Annotated in this window: 20 protein-coding genes; 12 read left to right on the forward strand and 8 right to left on the reverse strand. The window is 65.7% G+C overall.

Annotated features, from left to right (window positions below):
• Positions 1–2 precede the first annotated feature (2 nt).
• On the forward strand, positions 3–1,199 hold the full coding sequence (locus tag P9A17_RS31410; protein ID WP_278042718.1) for a cytochrome P450: 1,197 nt from the start codon (positions 3–5) through the stop codon (positions 1,197–1,199).
• A gap of 29 nt (positions 1,200–1,228) precedes the next feature.
• Here the strand turns inward: P9A17_RS31410 and P9A17_RS31415 are convergent, their stop codons facing one another.
• Together P9A17_RS31415 and P9A17_RS31420 are read right to left on the reverse strand one after the other, a co-directional pair.
• Entirely contained in the window at positions 1,229–1,648 is a 420-nt protein-coding gene (locus tag P9A17_RS31415; RefSeq protein WP_278042719.1) for a DUF3237 domain-containing protein, read from the reverse strand.
• A complete protein-coding gene (locus tag P9A17_RS31420) occupies positions 1,641–2,534 on the reverse strand; it encodes a VOC family protein (RefSeq protein ID WP_278042720.1) in 894 nt (297 codons plus the stop codon). Before P9A17_RS31420 ends, P9A17_RS31415 begins: the two co-directional genes overlap by 8 nt.
• 103 nt (positions 2,535–2,637) lie before the next feature.
• Here P9A17_RS31420 and P9A17_RS31425 point away from each other — a divergent pair, with 103 nt between their 5' ends.
• Genes P9A17_RS31425 through P9A17_RS31445 form a run of 5 tightly spaced genes read left to right on the forward strand, consistent with a single transcriptional unit; the run spans position 2,638 to position 7,362 of the window.
• Entirely contained in the window at positions 2,638–3,783 is a 1,146-nt protein-coding gene (locus P9A17_RS31425) for an acyl-CoA dehydrogenase family protein (RefSeq protein ID WP_278042721.1), read from the forward strand.
• Positions 3,780–5,012 carry an acyl-CoA dehydrogenase family protein gene (locus P9A17_RS31430; RefSeq protein WP_278042722.1) on the forward strand — a complete coding sequence of 411 codons (1,233 nt, stop codon included), beginning with the start codon at positions 3,780–3,782 and terminating at the stop codon, positions 5,010–5,012. The genes P9A17_RS31425 and P9A17_RS31430 overlap by 4 nt, the downstream gene beginning before the upstream one ends.
• Positions 5,009–5,500 carry a MaoC family dehydratase N-terminal domain-containing protein gene (locus P9A17_RS31435; RefSeq protein ID WP_278042723.1) on the forward strand — a complete coding sequence of 164 codons (492 nt, stop codon included), beginning with the start codon at positions 5,009–5,011 and terminating at the stop codon, positions 5,498–5,500. The genes P9A17_RS31430 and P9A17_RS31435 overlap by 4 nt, the downstream gene beginning before the upstream one ends.
• 18 nt (positions 5,501–5,518) lie before the next feature.
• A complete protein-coding gene (locus P9A17_RS31440; protein WP_278042724.1) occupies positions 5,519–6,946 on the forward strand; it encodes an NAD-dependent succinate-semialdehyde dehydrogenase in 1,428 nt (475 codons plus the stop codon).
• Entirely contained in the window at positions 6,943–7,362 is a 420-nt protein-coding gene (locus tag P9A17_RS31445) for a MaoC/PaaZ C-terminal domain-containing protein (RefSeq protein ID WP_278042725.1), read from the forward strand. The genes P9A17_RS31440 and P9A17_RS31445 overlap by 4 nt, the downstream gene beginning before the upstream one ends.
• Here the strand turns inward: P9A17_RS31445 and P9A17_RS31450 are convergent.
• Positions 7,349–8,161, reverse strand: coding sequence for an SDR family NAD(P)-dependent oxidoreductase (locus P9A17_RS31450; protein WP_278042726.1), 813 nt, complete (start codon positions 8,159–8,161; stop codon positions 7,349–7,351). The two genes, P9A17_RS31445 and P9A17_RS31450, sit on opposite strands and share 14 nt — an antisense overlap.
• 83 nt (positions 8,162–8,244) lie before the next feature.
• Between P9A17_RS31450 and P9A17_RS31455 the strand changes: the two genes are divergently transcribed.
• Genes P9A17_RS31455 through P9A17_RS31465 form a run of 3 tightly spaced genes read left to right on the forward strand, consistent with a single transcriptional unit; the run spans position 8,245 to position 10,647 of the window.
• Complete coding sequence (locus P9A17_RS31455; RefSeq protein WP_278042727.1) at positions 8,245–8,442, forward strand: ferredoxin; 198 nt, start codon at positions 8,245–8,247, stop codon at positions 8,440–8,442.
• An 11-nt stretch (positions 8,443–8,453) separates the two neighbouring features.
• Positions 8,454–9,500: an acyl-CoA dehydrogenase family protein gene (locus P9A17_RS31460; protein ID WP_278042728.1), complete on the forward strand. Its 1,047-nt coding sequence runs from the start codon at positions 8,454–8,456 to the stop codon at positions 9,498–9,500.
• A 7-nt stretch (positions 9,501–9,507) separates the two neighbouring features.
• A complete protein-coding gene (locus P9A17_RS31465) occupies positions 9,508–10,647 on the forward strand; it encodes an acyl-CoA dehydrogenase family protein (RefSeq protein WP_278042729.1) in 1,140 nt (379 codons plus the stop codon).
• Positions 10,648–10,651: 4 nt separating this feature from the next.
• Here P9A17_RS31465 and P9A17_RS31470 read toward each other — a convergent pair whose 3' ends face one another.
• Positions 10,652–10,846 (reverse strand): hypothetical protein, encoded by a 195-nt coding sequence (locus P9A17_RS31470; protein ID WP_278042730.1) that lies wholly within the window; start codon positions 10,844–10,846, stop codon positions 10,652–10,654.
• A gap of 102 nt (positions 10,847–10,948) precedes the next feature.
• On the opposite strand from P9A17_RS31470, the gene P9A17_RS31475 reads away from it, so the two are divergent.
• Both P9A17_RS31475 and P9A17_RS31480 read left to right on the forward strand, forming a co-directional pair.
• Complete coding sequence (locus P9A17_RS31475; protein WP_278042731.1) at positions 10,949–12,253, forward strand: amidohydrolase family protein; 1,305 nt, start codon at positions 10,949–10,951, stop codon at positions 12,251–12,253.
• Between the two features lie 20 nt (positions 12,254–12,273).
• Complete coding sequence (locus tag P9A17_RS31480; RefSeq protein ID WP_278042732.1) at positions 12,274–12,480, forward strand: hypothetical protein; 207 nt, start codon at positions 12,274–12,276, stop codon at positions 12,478–12,480.
• A gap of 16 nt (positions 12,481–12,496) precedes the next feature.
• Here P9A17_RS31480 and P9A17_RS31485 read toward each other — a convergent pair whose 3' ends face one another.
• The 4 genes from P9A17_RS31485 to P9A17_RS31500 are packed head-to-tail and all read right to left on the reverse strand — an operon-like array spanning position 12,497 to position 15,569.
• Complete coding sequence (locus P9A17_RS31485; protein ID WP_278042733.1) at positions 12,497–13,420, reverse strand: SMP-30/gluconolactonase/LRE family protein; 924 nt, start codon at positions 13,418–13,420, stop codon at positions 12,497–12,499.
• A 14-nt stretch (positions 13,421–13,434) separates the two neighbouring features.
• Positions 13,435–13,965, reverse strand: a complete 531-nt coding sequence (locus P9A17_RS31490; RefSeq protein WP_278042734.1) for a nuclear transport factor 2 family protein — start codon at positions 13,963–13,965, stop codon at positions 13,435–13,437.
• A complete protein-coding gene (locus tag P9A17_RS31495; RefSeq protein WP_278042735.1) occupies positions 13,966–14,742 on the reverse strand; it encodes an SDR family oxidoreductase in 777 nt (258 codons plus the stop codon).
• Between the two features lie 5 nt (positions 14,743–14,747).
• Positions 14,748–15,569 (reverse strand): SDR family oxidoreductase, encoded by an 822-nt coding sequence (locus P9A17_RS31500; RefSeq protein ID WP_278042736.1) that lies wholly within the window; start codon positions 15,567–15,569, stop codon positions 14,748–14,750.
• Positions 15,570–15,654: 85 nt separating this feature from the next.
• Between P9A17_RS31500 and P9A17_RS31505 the strand changes: the two genes are divergently transcribed.
• The gene (locus P9A17_RS31505) at positions 15,655–17,034 is read left to right on the forward strand and encodes a phosphotransferase (RefSeq protein ID WP_278042737.1); all 1,380 of its coding nucleotides are present in this window, start codon (positions 15,655–15,657) and stop codon (positions 17,032–17,034) included.
• Positions 17,035–17,120: the final 86 nt, after the last annotated feature.

The following is a 17,120-nucleotide window of genomic DNA, read 5'->3' on the forward strand; positions in this document are numbered from 1 at the left end:
CCATGGTGTCCTCAACCGACGAATTGATGTACTCACCCTTCTCGAAGGCGATCTTCGACGATCCCTATCCGGTGTACCGCCGATTGCGTTCAGAGGCACCGGTGTACCGGGATCCCGAGGACCGATGGTGGGTCCTGTCCCGTTTCGACGATGTCGCCACCGCGCTGCGCGATTGGGAGACCTACTCGTCCAAACTCGGCCCTGCGCCGGAGAATCCGGATGACGACGGCCGCAAGTATTCGGTGATCTCGATGGACCCACCCCGACACGACCGTATCCGCGGGGTTCTAAAGGGATTTTTTACGCCACGCGCCGTTGCGGCACTGGAGAACTCGCTGCAGTCGGTGGTGAACCACCACTTGGATCGGTTGACACCGGGGAGCACCGTCGACGCTATGGAGGCGTTCGCCTTCTCGGTGCCCACGGACGTCATCGGCGACCTGCTCGGCGTCCCTCACGCGGACCGCGAGCAACTGCGAGTGTGGTGGGAGGAGTTCCTCACCCGCCATGAGGGCGAGGTCGTGATGCCGCGCAGCGCGATCGAGGCCAACCGCAAGATCAGCTCCTACATCGGCGATCTCATCGAGGCCCGACGCACCGATCCTGGCGACGATCTGATCAGCATCGTGCTGCAGGCGACGTTCCACGATCCCGAGATCTCCGCGGATCGCGCGCTCACGCCGCACGAGGTGCTCATGTTCTGCAACCTGCTGTCGGCAGCCGGTTCCGAGACCACGCAGAAGCTGATTTCGAACGGCCTCGTAGCCATGCATGACCACCCCGATCAGTGGCGGCGCATCGTCGACGATCACAGTCTCGTTCCGGCCGCGGTGAACGAGGCTCTGCGCTACGACACCCCCAGTCATTGGGTGGCGCGCACTCTCATCAGGCCGGTGCAACTGCACGGTGTGACGATGGAGGCCGGCGATTGGGTACTGCTACTGCTGGGCAGCGCCAACCGGGACGAGCGTCGCTACGACGACCCCGATCGCTTCATCCTTGAGAGACCGCGGGGCACCGACGTCTACTTCGGGTGGGGAATCCACATCTGTCTGGGCCAATGGCTGGCACGCCGTGAAGCGCAGATGGTTTTCGAATACGTGGCAAGGAAGTTCCCCGACTATGCGATCGGCGCGCACGAACGTGTGCTCACCGCTACGGTGCGGGGGTACACCAGTGTGGAGATGACGCTTCGCTGACATGCCGCTTCGCACGAGGATGACTGTGCTCACGCCACCTCGAAAACGTCGTACTCCACCGCGCTAGCCCCAGCACTTCCCTTGGCGACGCCCAGAACGCGAGTCAGCCACGCGTAGCGGTCATCACCGGTCTCGAAGTACATCGACGAATAGACGACTCCGGTACGTGCATCCATCCTCCCGGTGTAGTTGACGAGAATGATGGCGCCGTCATCGGTTTGGATCGTCAGACGGGCGTCGACAAGGACGCGCCCGCTCGGCTCGACGAACGCCCAATCGGCCGCAGCAACGCCCTTCAGCGATGCGCGCAGACGCTCACCCTCGAATCGAGCGCTGGTGATCTCGCCGACAATGCGGTTGCCCGTGGGACCGGAGGATACCGAGATGGGCTCGCCGATCTCGTAGACCACCCGACACAGCGGCCTCAACTCGGCGGAAAATTCAGGCACAGCCGACGAATTCGATGACGGCACCGTGACAGGTCTTCGGATCGGCGGTCAGTCGCTGACCGTCTCGCTCGGCGATCCCGACCCCGTGTTCCACAAGATGCGACTCCGCTGCGGCGAGGTCGGCCGTCTCGAAGACGCACGCGTGCATGATTTCGCCATTCGCCGCGAGGTCCCGCGCAGCAACGGTGTCCTCAGAGTGCGGCGCGATCAGCTCCACCAGCGTGTTCGTCCCGAACGTGAGCAGGCGGCGGTGCGCGGCGGTGGACCGCTCGTCCCGCACCACATGTGCACCGAGCGCCGCGTACACCTCCGTCGCGCGCTCCAGCTCGTGGACCACCACGCCCAACCGCCATCCGGTCAGGGCGAGCGGATGGGCCCGCCACGGCCCATTCGACCAGCCGGGAAGGAATCTCGGATCTTCCCACTTACCCGGCACTCCCAGTGGTCCGGGCTTGGATTCGACGAACGGCATGAATTCAAGCTGGCCCGCTGTGTCCTTGGGGTGCGTAAATACGGGGCTCATCGGCTTTGCCGCCAACGCGTCTCGGCCGGAGCCCGCGAGTCCGAAGCACCGGACCCCGGCCGCGGTCAGCGCGTCGTAGACGTCAGCGGGCGGGCTGTTCACAAAGTACGCGGCCGCGTGCAGGTGAGGCCCGAAGCGCTTGAGGAACCTACCCAACGGAAGATCGGCGCCCTCGGTGGTCGGTGCCATGACGTCGACGGCTAGGTCGGCGATCGTCACCATCGACGCCCACCGCTTCTCCGGTTCGAGCCAGTCGTCGGTGAAAACATCGACCGCCCCGAAAACTTCGCGGTACCAATCCGTGACGATGCGATAGTCGTCGACAACGTGGTTGACATGCCACTGACGGCCGATCTGGATCACGACTCTCCCATCACACTATGCTCGACACACTATGACAGATACTGTCTAGTTGTTGTGATACCCGGCCGCGGGCCGGTTGTCGGCCTGACGGGAGGGACGGGGAGTGTCCACAGCTGTGGCCAGCGACGCCGAGGTCGAGTTGTTCGTGTCCACCACGAGAGCTTTCCTCGATCGCGAGGCGCCCTTGACGCGAGTCCGCGAGTTGCACGAGCTCGGCATCCCGTTCGAACGCGATTGGTGGCGGCGAGGAGCCGCACTCGGCTGGGCCGCTCTGCTCGTACCCGAGCAACTCGGCGGCGGGTCCGTGTCCGGCGACGGAGTGTCCGAGTTGGCGATGATCGCCGAGCTCTTCGGCCGGAGTGCTGCTCCGGGCCCGCTACTTCCGGTCAGCGCAGTCGCCGCGGCGTTGGCCGAGTCGAGCATCGCCGCTGCGCACGCCGACACTCTCGATGCGCTGGTGGACGGCACCCGCGTCGCAGCGTGGGCCGTCGACGAACCAGGAGCTCGATTCGGAGACGCCCCGACCACCCGGGCCACGACGACGCGGGAAGGGTTTCGGATCGACGGGATCAAAGACCGCGTGGAGGCGGGTAACACCGCCGATGTGTTCCTGGTGATGGCGCGTGCGGACGACGGTTTTCGGCAGTTTCTGGTGCCGTCGGATTCGCCGGGCGTCTCGGTTCGTCCGCTGGCGGGAGTCGACCTTGTTCGCGACTACGCCGCGGTCGAGTTCGACGGCGTCGAGGTCAACTCTCACGCTGCTGTCGGAACCTCCTCTGAGACAGCGGAACTGGTGGCCCGTCAGACATTGATCGTGCAGCTGCTGCAGTGCGCGGAGATGGTCGGCGCCCTGGACACCGTCTTCAATATGACTGTCGCGTGGGCTGTGGATCGGCATAGCTTCGGTCGGCCGCTGGCGTCGTACCAGGCGCTCAAGCATCGCTTCGCCGACATGAAGACACAATTCGAGGCGTGCCGCGCCATAGTGGCGCAGGCGACAGGCGATGTAGCGGCACGAGCGGACGCTGCCGCACTGTCGGTCAGTGCGGCAAAGGCTTACGTCGGCGAGTACTCGGTCAAAATCATTCAGGACTGCGTCCAACTGCACGGTGGCATCGGCGTGACGTGGGAGCACGACTTACATGTGTTCCTACGGCGTGTCGAAGTCGATCGCGCCCTGTTCGGTAGCACTGAGGAGCACTGGGAACGACTGTTCGCGCTTGTACAGGCTCGGGAGGAATGTCAATGACCGAAACCGTCGCCGCCTTCCGCACCCGGGCCCAGTCGTGGCTTGCAGCCAACATGCCGATGCTCGGGACCGACACACCGTTCGCCGACCGCGCGGAGGAAGCCACGTGGAGACGCGCCAGGGAACTGCAACGCCGACTCTTTGACGGCGGTTTCGCGGGAATCTGCTACCCCAGCGAGTATGGCGGGTTGGGACTCGACTACGCGTATCAGGTCGCGTTCAACGAAGTCGCCGAGCCCTACGAAATGCCGCTTGTACTCAACATCCCGAGCTTGACCATATGCGGCCCCACACTTCTGGACGCCGGAAGCGAAGACCAAAAGCGCACACACGTCGCCGCCGCCCTTCGCGGTGACGAGGTGTTGTGCCAACTGCTGTCCGAACCCAGCGGTGGGTCTGATCTCGCCGGCGTCATCACCCGCGCCGAACGCCGTGCCGACACGTGGGTGCTCAACGGCGCCAAAACGTGGAGCAGCAGCGCCTTCGCAGCAGACTTCGGGCTCTGCCTGGCCCGCACGGACTGGAGCGTGCCGAAGCACGAGGGCCTGACGATGTTCCTGGTGCCGCTGGACGCCCCTGGCCTGGCGCTGCGCAGGATTCGGCAGGTGAATCGCTCCGCGGAATTCTGCGAGGAGTTCCTCGACGACGTCGAACTAGGCGACGAGCACGTCGTCGGTGAGGTCGGAGGTGGGTGGGCCGTGGCATCGCGACAGCTTTTCCACGAACGCCGTGCGGTGGCCAAGGGTTCGGAGTACGCCAACTGCGGAGCCGCTGAATCCGGCCGTAGTGGGCCGATCGACCTCGTCAAACTGGTCACAACCACCGGACAATCGGGTGACCGATGGGCCCGCCGACTCGCCGGACGCGCCTTGACACACCGCATGGTCGAGAAGGCGTTGGGCGAGCACGTATTCCACGGCGTTTCGAGCGGACGTATGCCGCCTGCCTCCGGGTCCATGACGAGGCTCTACTATGCCGAGTGCGAGAATCTGGTGCTCGATACCGCCGTCGCGTTGCTCGGGTCCGCAAGCGTTGTCGGCGAAGATGATTCGCCGTTCATCTCGATCGGTGAGAGGTTCCTTTCTCGTCAAGCTGTCAATATCGGTGGAGGCACCACCGAAATCGCCAGGAACATCATCGCCGAACGGGTGCTGGAGTTCCCCCGCGAGCACGCCGCCGACCGCGGCGTCCCGTTCAAAGACGTTCGCCGCAAAAGGAGTGGCGCGTGACCGGAACCCTGATCACCGAACGACTCGCCGCCGTCATCGGCGTGTGGCACGACCAGGACGGGGCGTCCTTTCCCATCGATCGGTCCGACATTCGGCGGTGGGCGATCGCGACCCACTGGCCTGAGCAACCGCCGCGGCTTTTCTGGGACGAGGACTACGCGCGCACCACCCGCTGGGGCGACATCATCGCTCCCGACGACTTCAATCCCTTCGCCTGGCCGATCGAACCGCTGGACGCGGGTCCGGCCGCCTACGCACTCCCCCGGCCGGGAGAGCCAGGACAGCGAATGCTCAACGGCGGAGTCGAGTTCACCTTCGGCCAGCCGATGCGCCCGGGCGACGTGATCCGCAGCCGCTGGCGCATCAGGGAGGCGACCGAGCGCGACGGCAAGCTGGGCCGGATGCTCTATCTGAAGTTGGAACGCGAGCTGCGCAACCAGCATGGCGACGTGGTCCGCACTCGCATCGACACCGTCATTCGGTACTGACCTCGGAGGAGGACCAGGGTGTACATCAACGGCGAATGGCGATCGGCATTGTCGGGCAACAGTTTCGAGAGCACCAACCCCGCCACCGGCGACGTGTTGGGCACTGCGCCCGACGGTGGCCGCGCCGATGCCAAGGAGGCGATCGACGCTGCGGTCGCCGCGCTCCCCGCGTGGCGCGCGACGACCGCGTACGCGCGTGCGGAGATCCTGGCCGCGGCGCACCGGCTGATGATCGAACGCCAGGACGAGTTGGCCACGCTGATGACCAGGGAGCAGGGCAAGCCGTTGCGCATGGCCCGCACCGAAGTCGGCTACGCCGCGGATTTCCTGCTGTGGTTCGCCGAGGAGGCGAAACGCGTCTATGGGGAGGTCATTCCGTCGGCACGCGCCGACCAGCGCTTCCTGGTGCTGCAGCAGCCCGTCGGCGTGTGCGCGGCGATTACGCCATGGAACTACCCGATCTCGATGATCACCCGCAAGGTGGCACCCGCGCTCGCCGCGGGATGTACGTCGGTACTCAAGCCTGCCGAACAGACCCCGCTGTGCGCGATCGAGACGTTTCGCGTGTTCGCCGACGCCGGTGTACCCCCCGGCGTGGTCAACCTCGTCACCTGCGCGGACCCCGAGCCCGTGGCCGACGAGATCCTCGCCGACGCGCGCGTGCGCAAGGTCAGCTTCACCGGGTCCACCGAGATCGGCAAGATGATTGCCTCGCGGGCGGGCGGCACCATGAAGCGGGTGTCGATGGAACTCGGCGGCCACGCGCCGTTCCTGGTGTTCGCCGACGCGGACCCGGAGCACGCGGCCAAGGGTGCGGCGCTGGTGAAGTTCCTCAACACCGGACAGGCGTGCATCTGCCCGAACCGATTCATCGTTCACCGGTCGATCGCCGTGCCGTTCCTCGCGACGCTGCGCGCCAGAGTGGAGAAGCTCACGCCCGGTGACGGTCTGGTGAAAGGGACGACGGTGGGACCGCTGATCGACGATCTCGCCATCAAGAAGATGGAACGTCAGGTCGCCGATGCCACCGCCAAGGGCGCCGAGGTCGTCACCGGCGGAAACCGCCTGAGCGGCCCCGGCTTCGACGACGGCCACTTCTTCGCGCCGACGATCTTGTCAGAGGTAACGCCGGACATGTTGATCTGCTCGGAGGAGACGTTCGGTCCCATCGCACCGGTCATGGTGTTCGACGATGAGGACGAGGCCATCAGCGTGGCCAACGCGACGAGTTACGGTCTGGCCGGCTACATATATACCCGTGACATCAGCCGCGCCATCCGGGTTGCCGAAGCGCTGGACTTCGGGATGATCGGCATCAACGACATCAATCCGACGTCGGCAGCCGTTCCGTTCGGCGGGATCAAGGAGAGCGGTCTCGGTCGCGAAGGCGCCCGAGCCGGGATCGCAGAATATCTCGACACCAAGGTTTTGGGAATTGCACTGTGACAATTGATTTCAACGCAGTAGCCGTAGGCGACGAGCTCCCCGAGTACGTCAGGACAACCGGTTTCGCGGAGTGGAACCGTTACGCCGCCGTCAACGACGAATTTATCCCGATCCACATGGACGACGACGCGGGCCGGGCCGCGGGCAACGAGGGCGGCGCCTTCGGCATGGGCAACTTGCGGCTGGCGTACTTGACCAACATGCTTCGCGCTTGGATCGGTGACAACGGACAGATCTGTTCTCTGAACGCCAAATACAGGAGCATGAACCAAAAGGGTGACGTCCTGCGGGCTGTCGGCGAGGTGGTCGGCAAGGAGATCGTCGACGGAGCCGCCCTGGTGCACCTCATCGTCGACGTCGTCGATCAGAACGGAACGAGCACGACGCCCGGCACCGCTACGGTCATGCTTGCGTGAAGACGCCCGGCGACTTCGAGTAGTCGACGGTCGACAGCTCGGTCATCCCACCGTCGATATGCAGCACTGTCCCAGTGACAAAGGCCGCGTCGTCACTGGCGAGGAACGCCACGGCGGGCGCGATCTCGGCGTCGGGGTCAGCACCCCTCTTCATCGGCGAGGCGTCCGCAGTTCTGGTGTAGTTGTCCCACTCCGTGCCGATCATGTCGCGCTGCACATCGGTCAAAGCGAAGGGGCACACCGCGTTCACTCGGATACCGTGAGGGGCCCACTCGTTGGCCGCGACTTTCGTCAGTGCGCCGATTGCCCCCTTGGCCGCGGAATAGGGTCCCGTGTAAGCGATTCCACCCAGCGCAGAGCCCGAGACAAAGTTGATTACGGACGCGGTGCTCGCCGCCTTGAGATACGGGTGTGCAAGTTGCATGAATCGGAAGGTCGCTTTGGGCCCTGTCGCCTCCGACAGCTCCCAGTCCTTGTCCGAGACCAGTTCTAGAGCTTTGGGCATCGCGAAGTACTGCGCTGCGTTCACCAGAACGTGCAGTGCGCCATCGGAAGCGGAGGCTTCGACCGCCGCGGCGATGTCGTCACGCTTGGCGACGTTCGCCTTCACGAACCGCGCGACACCGCCGGCCTGTTCGATGAGGCCGATACACTCTGCGGCCTTGTCCTCATTGAGATCGACGATGGTTACGGCGGCGCCTTCAGCCGCCAACCGCCGGGAGATCGCCCTGCCGAGCCCCTGGGCTCCACCGGTCACCAAAGCGCTGCGGTCGTCGAGCCGGCCCATACGATCCTCCATGGATGTAACAGTTGAACAAATATCGTCCTATCATTCAGTATCATGGCAGATCGCCGACACTCGGCACGTGGAAGGGGTATCGGATGCGGGTAGAGGTGGACCGGGATCTCTGCGAGTCGAACGCGGTGTGCGTGGGAATCGCCCCGGACGTCTTCGACCTCGACGATGAAGACCTGGCAGTGGCTATCGGCGATGAAGTTCCCGCCGACCGCGAAGGGGAGGTACGCGAGGCCGTGTCGTTGTGCCCCAAGATCGCCCTGACATTGCGCGAAGACGACTAGGCGCAGCCGACGTGTACATCGGACTCACCGACGAACAGGATATGTTGCGCGAGACCACGGCCAGACTCGCGGACACGATCGCGACGACCAACGCCGACCACATCGCATCCGGCGATGACCTTGATCGCCAGTGGCAGCGCATCGTGGAGCTCGGCCTTCCCGCGTTACGCGCACCGTCGAACTGGGGTCTGGACGCAAGCGGCGTCGAGACTGTCGTCGCGCTCGAGGAGCTGGCACGCCGGCTGACGGCGGTACCAGCGCTCGGCCAAGCTGCACTGGCCACCGAGCTCTTGCATGCTGCGGGCGCTGACAAGGAAGTTGAACTCGTCGCGGAAGGCGCCCTGCGTATCGCGCCGGTTCTGTCGGGGGATCTGATGGACTTCGCCCAGACGGCGCAAAGCGGCGTCGCTGTCGATGCGGCGGGAGCAACTCACGTGCTGTTCGCCGTTCCTGAGGCCGGCGCTCGACGGCTGGTCTCCGCCGCTGTCGCGGCGGCCGACACCGACACTGGACTGGACCTCACCCGCGCGATGCGCGAGGTGACCGCTGCGGAACTGGAGTCGCCGGTTCCAGTCGGTGATCCGATCACGGCCGACCGATGGAATTCGGTCCAGGCGATGGCACTGACCGCCGTCGCCGCCGATCTGGTCGGTGTCATGGCCGGCGCTCTCGACGACGCCGTCCGCTACGCGGGAGAGCGGGTTCAGTTCGGCGTCAAGATCGGTGCTTTCCAGGCGATTCAGCACCTGCTCGCCGATTCGCTCGTCCGGCTAGAGGGTGCACGCAGCTGTTTGTGGCACGCGGCGTGGGCGGTTGACCACCTGCCCGCGGACCAGGCGCTACTTGCCGCCCGTGCCGCGAAGGCCTACGCGTCGGCGGCAGGCCGCGACGTCGTCGAGAGCGCGATGCAAGTGTTCGGCGGCATCTCGATCACGTGGGAGCACTCAGCGCATCTGAGGTTGCGCCGAATGTTGTTGAACCGCCGGCTCTTCGGTGACGAGACTGCACAATACGCGGCCATCGCCGACATGCGACTGGCCGATCGAGAGTTGAGCTGACGACGACATGGACTTCACCGATACACCAGAGGAAGCCGAGTTCCGTGCCCGGCTGCGCGCCTGGCTGACCGAACACGCCGTGGAAGCCGTTGTTCCTGACGATCCCGGCCAACGGGCCGATGCCGCCAACGCCTGGCACCACACGCTGTACGAAGCGGGATACATCGGGTTGTCGTTTCCGACCGAGTACGGCGGCCACGGGTTGTCGCCGATCTACGAGGCGATCCTCAACGATGAACTCGGCCGAGCGGGTGCACCGCCCATCGAGGGCGTGGGCCACCTGTCGAACGCGCTGCGCCTCTTCGGTTCCGAGTGGCAGCGGGCGGAACTACTGCAGGGTCTGCTGTCGGGTGCGGTGCGGTGGTGCCAGGGGTTCAGCGAACCCGAAGCCGGATCGGATCTCGCGAGCCTCAAGACGAGGGCCGAGAGCGTCGAGGTCGACGACAGGCCGATGTTCCGAATCAACGGCAGGAAGATCTGGACCAGTTTCGCGGCGGTCGCGGACTGGTGTTTCCTGTTGTGCCGCACCGAACCCGACGCCGCCAAGCACGCCGGCATATCGGTTCTGCTGGTACCGATGTCGACGCCGGGCATCGAGGTGGCGCCCATCGTCAACGCCGCCCGCAACCGGGAGTTCGCGGAGGTGACGTTCACCGACGTCGAGGTGCCCGCCGAGAACCTCCTCGGCGAGCGGGGCGAGGGCTGGTCGATCGCGAACCAACTGCTGGCGTACGAACGCGGTCCCAGCGATATCAACTGGATCAGTCGGCTCGCCGTCCAGTTGCGGGCACTCGAGGACGACGTCCGTTCCGGCCGGCTCCCGGATACTCCGGCGTCGAGAGCCAGGCTCGGTGAGGCCTACACCGAACTGCGAGCGCTGCAGGTGAAGGTGCAGCGCTCACTCACCGAGCGAGTCAACGGCGCGCTACCCGGTGCCGAGGGTTCGGTCGACAAGCTGCTGATGGCCAGGGCTGACCAGGCGTTCGGGCATACCATCATGGACGTGCGCGGGAGCGCACCGGTGCTTGCCGAAGGTTTGGAGTGGGACGTCTACGTATGGTCACGAGCAGCAGGGATCTACGGTGGCACCGCGCAGATTCAGCGCAACATCGTCGCGCAGAGGGTGCTGGGCCTGCCGCGAACGTGACGGGTCAGCCCTGCTGGTAGTGCTTCAGCGCTTCTTTCATGCCTGACAGCCGGCGGTGCATGACCTCGTCGCCATTGCCTGCCTCGATTACGCGGGTCACCTCGGCGATCTCGTCGATGAGGCGTGCGGCCGCCTCGTCGCGCGTGAGTAGGTCTTGGTCCACCCAGTCGTCGTGCGGGATGCGTTCGCTGGGGTCCATACTCGCCCTCCTCGTCCGGCCACGCTATAGTCAAATAAGCAAATTCTGTTCATTTGTTCCGCTGACTTCAAGCCTAACAGTTGCCACCGAGAAGGATCGACGATGCCGCTGCAACCGTCCATGAAGCTCCTGTCCGTCGACGATCATCTGATCGAGCCTCCCCATGTGTGGACGGATCGGCTGCCGAAGAAGTACATCGAGGACGGGCCGCGGATCGTTGAGTTCCCACGAGACGGTAAACCTCCAATGCACCAATGGGTGTACGAGGGGCGCAGCTACCCGAACATTGGCTTGAATGCCGTCGCCGGCAAGTCGCCGGAAGAGTTCGGCGTCGACCCGGTTCGCTACGACGACATGATCCCCGGCTGCTATGACCCCAAGGCGCGCCTGGCCGACATGGACATCGACGGGGTGCACGCGATGCTGTGCTTTCCCTCCTTCCCACGGTTCTGCGGCACGGTGTTCTTGGAGGGCGACGACAAGGACCTCGCACTTCTGAGCGTCCAGGCGTGGAACGACTTCTCGCTCGACGAGTGGTGCTCGACGGACTCCGCTCGCTTCATTCCCATGATGATCAGTCCGCTGTGGGACGTCGGATTGATGGTCGCCGAGATCGAACGCAATGCGGCCAAAGGATGCCGGGCTGTTGGTCTTCCGGACAACCCGATGAACCTGGGGTTGCCCAGCTTCCACACCGCACACTGGGATCCGGTCTGGTCGGCGCTGGAGGAGACCAACATGACCGCCGTCATGCACTTCGGCTCCGGCGGCATGCCGCCGTCGACCGCGCCCGAGGCGCCGTTCGCGGTGATGGTCACCCTGATGGGCACGACGTCGATGGCGGCCGCCATCGAACTGGTCTTCTCCCCTGTGTTCCACAAGCACCCGAACCTCAAGGTGGCGTTCTCCGAGGGCGGCATCGGCTGGATGCCCTACCTCGTCGAGCGGGCGGATTACGTGTGGCGCAAGCACAAGTACTACCAGAACATTCACCCGACCATCGCACCGTCGGAGTTGTTCCGCCGCAACATCACCGGGTGCTTCATCGAGGACGAGGTCGGCGTCGCGATGCGCCACCAAATCGGCGTCGAGAACATCACCTGGGAGTGCGACTACCCGCACTCTGATTCGTTCTGGCCCAAGAGCCGAGCTCGCGCGGAGGAGATGTTGGCCTCCGTCCCCGACGAAGAGGCCCACAAGATCGTCGAGCTGAACGCCCGCAAGTGGTACGCCTTCCCCGAGGAGGGTTTCAAGGCGTCCACCGCCGACAGCGGGTGGCGGCCGAACAACGGCGAGTCGCCGGAGTACGACTACGACGCGGTGATGTCCGATCACGGGGGCGTCGGCTACGGGGCCTTCATCGAGAACCTCGCCAACCAGATGGCGAACAAGGAGATCAAGAACTGAGGTGAGGCAGGGGCGTTGCGATGTCCAACGCGATCCCCGCGGACACTCCGATGCCCGGCGGTCAAACCCGTCGACCCCGCTTCGTAGTCGCCGTCGCCGATCCGCGCCATCCCGTCGCGCACCTCGCCTATCGGGTCGGCGGTTGTGGCTGCGGTGAACCCGGTCACCACCAGACCACACAGCACCGCGGCGCCGCACATGCTGGGTACGAGCGTGCCGAGCGCTAGCGACCGCGCACGCCGCTCACGACGTCGGCGTCGCGAGCGCCGACCGCCAACCGTCGACGGCGACCAGGCGGCCCGAGGATGCGAGTGTGAGGTAAAGCGTGCGTTCGTCGGCACTCAGCGCCAGATTCGTCGTCATCGGGTCGTCGAGAGGCAGCGCCCCGAGCATCTCCCCCGAGGATGTGAATGCGGTGACGCCACCCGCGCCAAGCGTCGCGACGAGAACGGTTCCATCGGCGGCAACGCACAGGCCATCCGCGCCACCGATGTTGAGCGGACCACCGCTGGGGACTGTGGCGAGACCCCGCGCACTGGCAACACAACCCGGTGCCGACAGCGTGAACTCCCACACCCGGCGGGTGCGCGTCTCGGCGACGTAGACGCGGTCCCCTTCCGGCGACAGCGCGACACCGTTGGGCATCTCGAGGGGGTAGACGACCTCCTCGAGCTGACCGTCCGGTGTGCCGTAGAGCAGCCCGGTCATGGTGCGCTGGCGATCGTGGGTGGTGCCGCCATCGGTCATGTAGAAGCCACCGTCGGCATCGACGCAAATGTCACTGGGCCGCACCAGCGGCATAGTGCGGCCGCCGCGGGAACGGAATTCGATGGCCAGGGTATGCACCGACCCGTCGACATCAACTATTTGCAGTTGCGGCGTGACCGGATGCGCCGCAGCCCCCACCGGACGGAACAGCTGCGCGCAGCCCTCGAAGTCGTAGGGCCAGAACCCCGTGCCGAACGTCGAGCCCCCGTTCTGGCAGACCACCAGCCGGCCGTCGGGTAGCAGCCCGACGCCGTTCGGCCCGCCGCCGACGTCGGCCACGGTCTCGGTAGTGCCGTCGCGACGCACGCGGGTGATCCGCCCAGCCGCCATCTCGGACACCACGACGGAACCGTCCGCGTGCACCACGGGGCTCTCGGGGAACGCGAGACCATCTGTCATACAACGGATATCACTCACTGCTGCGAACTCCACCAGGCGTTGAACTCGGGGTCGGCCAGGGGGATGTCACCGACACCGATTTGACTGCGCGGCCAGTTGGCGGGCGGTTGGGTCAGCGGCGATCGATCGTGCACCACCCCGTACCACAGCCGATGCCTGCGATGAGCAAACAGCCACCGACCGTCGACTTTGGCGTACGTGTCGTCGTACCGGATGAGCTGGTCGAGGAATCCATCCGATCGTGTCTGCGCGTAGCAGTGCGCCCACACCTGACCGGTCGCATGCATGTCGTCGTGCACGTCGATGAGATGGTTCGCGACCAAGATGACGGCGAAGAGGCTGTCGCCGAGGCTGTCCGCCATGAGGGCACGCAGTCCGTCGGCGCCTTCGCCGAAGTCGCCGAATTGCGCTCGGGGAGAAAACAACTCGGTCATCGCATCCACGTCCCGCGACTCTACCGCCGCGGCGTATCGGAGCGGAAGCGCGCGGATCTCGTCTCGCGCCAGCAGATCGCCGAGCCGATGTTCATCGATGGTGCCGGACACTCATCCCCCTGTCACGTTGATGTCCTGGCCGGTGATCGACGACGCGGCATCCGACGCCAGCCACATCGACACCTCCGCGACCTCGTCCGGTTGCACCAACCGACCGATCTTGTTGAGTGCGGCCAGACGCCGGCGCAGATCCCCGGGATCGACGCCGTCCTCGCGGGCGCGGCGCGCCACGTAGGTGTCGAACAGTTCGCCGGCAACGCTCCCGACCACTACCGTGTTGACCCGGATGCCGATCGTGCCGACCTCCAGCGCCAGCGTCTGCGCAAGGGCCGAGAGCCCCAGCTTCGCCGCCGCATAGTGCGCTTTGCGCGGCTGAACGTTGCGCGCGGCCGCCGACGACATGAACTGGACGTTGCCCCGGCCGGCCGGAATCATGGCTTTGGACAGGGCTTCCCGCGTCAGCACCATCGGCGCCAGCAGGTTGGTGGCGAACACGTCCTGCCAGTTGGCGACGGTCGCGGTGCTGACGGTCTGGTCCACCCCCGGCACGGCCGCGTTGTTGATGAGCACGTCGAGACGCCCCCATCGTGACACGATGACGGAGACGACGTCCCCGCACTGGTCCTCGTCGCGGATGTCGGCGACGTGGATGGAGGCGGCACCGCCCTCCTCGCCGATCACGTCAGCGGTGACCGCGAGTTCGTCCGGCCGCCGGGCGACCAACGCGACCGTCGCGCCACGGCGCGCGTACCGCCGCGCGATCACACGACCGATACCACCGCTCGCGCCCGTCACGACGACGACCCTGTCGGTGAAGTCGGCAGTCACGGTCGCTACCCGTCCAGCAGCATCTTCGCCATCGGCGTGCCCGCAGGGAACACCTCGGTGATACCCGCGCTGAGGTAACCGGAGTCCGTCACCATAGTGATGCCGTTGACCACACTCGCCGCGTCACTGCACAGGAACAGCAGCGGATACGCCTGCTCCATCGGCGTGGCCGCCTCGACGCCGACCTTGGCGCGGTAATCGGCGCCGAAGTCCAGCCAGAGTTCCGCGTTCGCCTGCGCCAGCGGCGTGTCGGTAGGGCCGGGACAGATGGCGTTGATCCGGATGCCGTCGGAGATCAGAGCCATGGCCTCGCGAGCCACGTACGCGCACACCGCCTGTTTGGTGAACATGTAGTGCGCGCACCCGTGGTCGACCGCCCACGCCGTCGCGGTGTCGAAGTCCACGATGTCGAGGAACTCGTTGAGCTGTGCGAGATTCGACCGCCACGCCAGGCCGGCCGCCGAGGAGATGAAGCCGATCGCCGACCCGCGGCCGAGCACACCGTCACCGCGCAAGCGCTCGATGAGGTGTCGGTGGCCGATGAAGTTGATCCGCTCGATGCCGGGGCCGTCCGCCACGCCCGCACACGCGAAGAGGGCGTGCACGGCACCCCCACACTCCGCTGCCGCCGCGTCGATGCTGCCCCTGTCGGCGAGATTGACGCGGATCGTCGTGACGCCCGGGAGGTCGCACGCGGCGTAGTCCATGACGACGACGTCGGCGCCCGCGTCCTGAGCGAGTCTCGCTGTGGCGTTGCCCATTCCCGTTGCACCGCCGACGACGAGGACGCGCTTACCCCGATAGGAGAACGCGTCGAACAGGCTCATGGTGCCTCCAGCTCACTCGCCACCACTTCCGGCGGCCGATTCCGAGGCTATAACAAGAGCACACCAGATGTATTATTGTCCAGTAATGACCGCAGAGATCGATACCGTCGTCGAGACGTGGATCTCCGAGCACATCGGGCCGGTACGCACCTTCGAACGCCAGCAACGTTGGCGGCCAGCCTGGTTCGTCACCGCTGAACGCGGGGGCCGGAACATCGGTCTCTACGTCCGTGGTGAACGCGAAGGATTCGGCTTCGCCACCGTCGCCGCAGAGGCGGAGATCCTGCGGGTGATGGAAACGCACGACATCCTGGTCCCGCACGTCCACGGTGAAATCGTCGAGGCCTCGGCGGTCGTGATGGACCTCCTGCCGGGTGCGCCGAACCCTTGCGACGTCGCCGATCCCCGCGACCGCGATGCGGTCATGGACGACTACGTCGACGCCCTTGTACGGGCGCACGCGATCGATCCGGCGGCGTTCGCCGCTGCGGGCCTGCGCGTCCCCGCCGATCCGCGCGCGATCGCCCTCGACTACTTCGAGACATTCGTGACTCGCTATCGGGAGTTCAAACAGCGCCCGGAACCACTGCTGGAGTTCGCAATCGGATGGCTGCACCGCAACGTACCGAACCACGTGTCCACCCCGCGGTTCGTTCTCGGCGACACCGGGCAGTACATGTTCGCCGACGGTCGGATCACCGGCCTCATCGACGTCGAACTCGCCCACATCGGTGACGCCTCCCACGACCTCGCGGGCCTGCGGCTGCGCAACGTGACGGAGCCCATGGGCGACCTGGGCCGGTTGCTGAGGCGGTACGAGCAGGTCTCCGGGACGCCGCTCGACCGCGCCGCCATCGAGTTCCACACCGCCAAGTTCGCCCTGTGCACGCCGCTCGGTGTCGCCATCGTTCTGCACCTAGACCTTCCGCTGACGGACATCGTCCAGTACGTCGAGTGGTTTCAGCTCCTGTCGCTGCACGCGATCGAATCGATTGCCCGACAGGCCGATATCCCGCTGCCGGCCGTCTCGCTACCCGAGCCCACGCCTCCGGCCTACCCCGGTGCGGTCGCCGGCCTGGCGTCAATGGTCGAATCACTCGACGTGCCTGCCGGCATGGCCCAGTACCAGAGATCCTCGGTGGCGGACGTCGCCCGACTGTGCCACCGTCTCAGTGAGTACGGCCCCGCCGTCGACTCCGCCGACCTCGATGACATCGAGCGACTGATCGGCGCTCGGCCCGCCGACCGATCGGCGGGCGACCGGGCCCTCGAGGAGTTCGTCCTCACGGCTGGGCCCCGACACGACGCCGCGCTGATCCCGTTGCTTCACCGCCGGGTGATGCGCCAACTCCTAGTCCTCGAGCCTCTGCTGACCGGAGGTCGGATCGGGCACGTGACACCGCTGAACGAGCTGCTGGGTTGCGGCACGGGACCGCAGGGGAAAGATCATAGTGGTCGGCGCTGACCCCGATGGGAAGTTCGTAGGATCAACCGCAGTCGTCGCGATCGGCCTTCTGCACTTCATGTTCCCCGCGGCGTTCGAGCCGCTCA

Source organism: Mycobacterium sp. 236(2023), assembly GCF_029623955.1.
In the GTDB taxonomy this organism is placed as follows: domain Bacteria; phylum Actinomycetota; class Actinomycetes; order Mycobacteriales; family Mycobacteriaceae; genus Mycobacterium.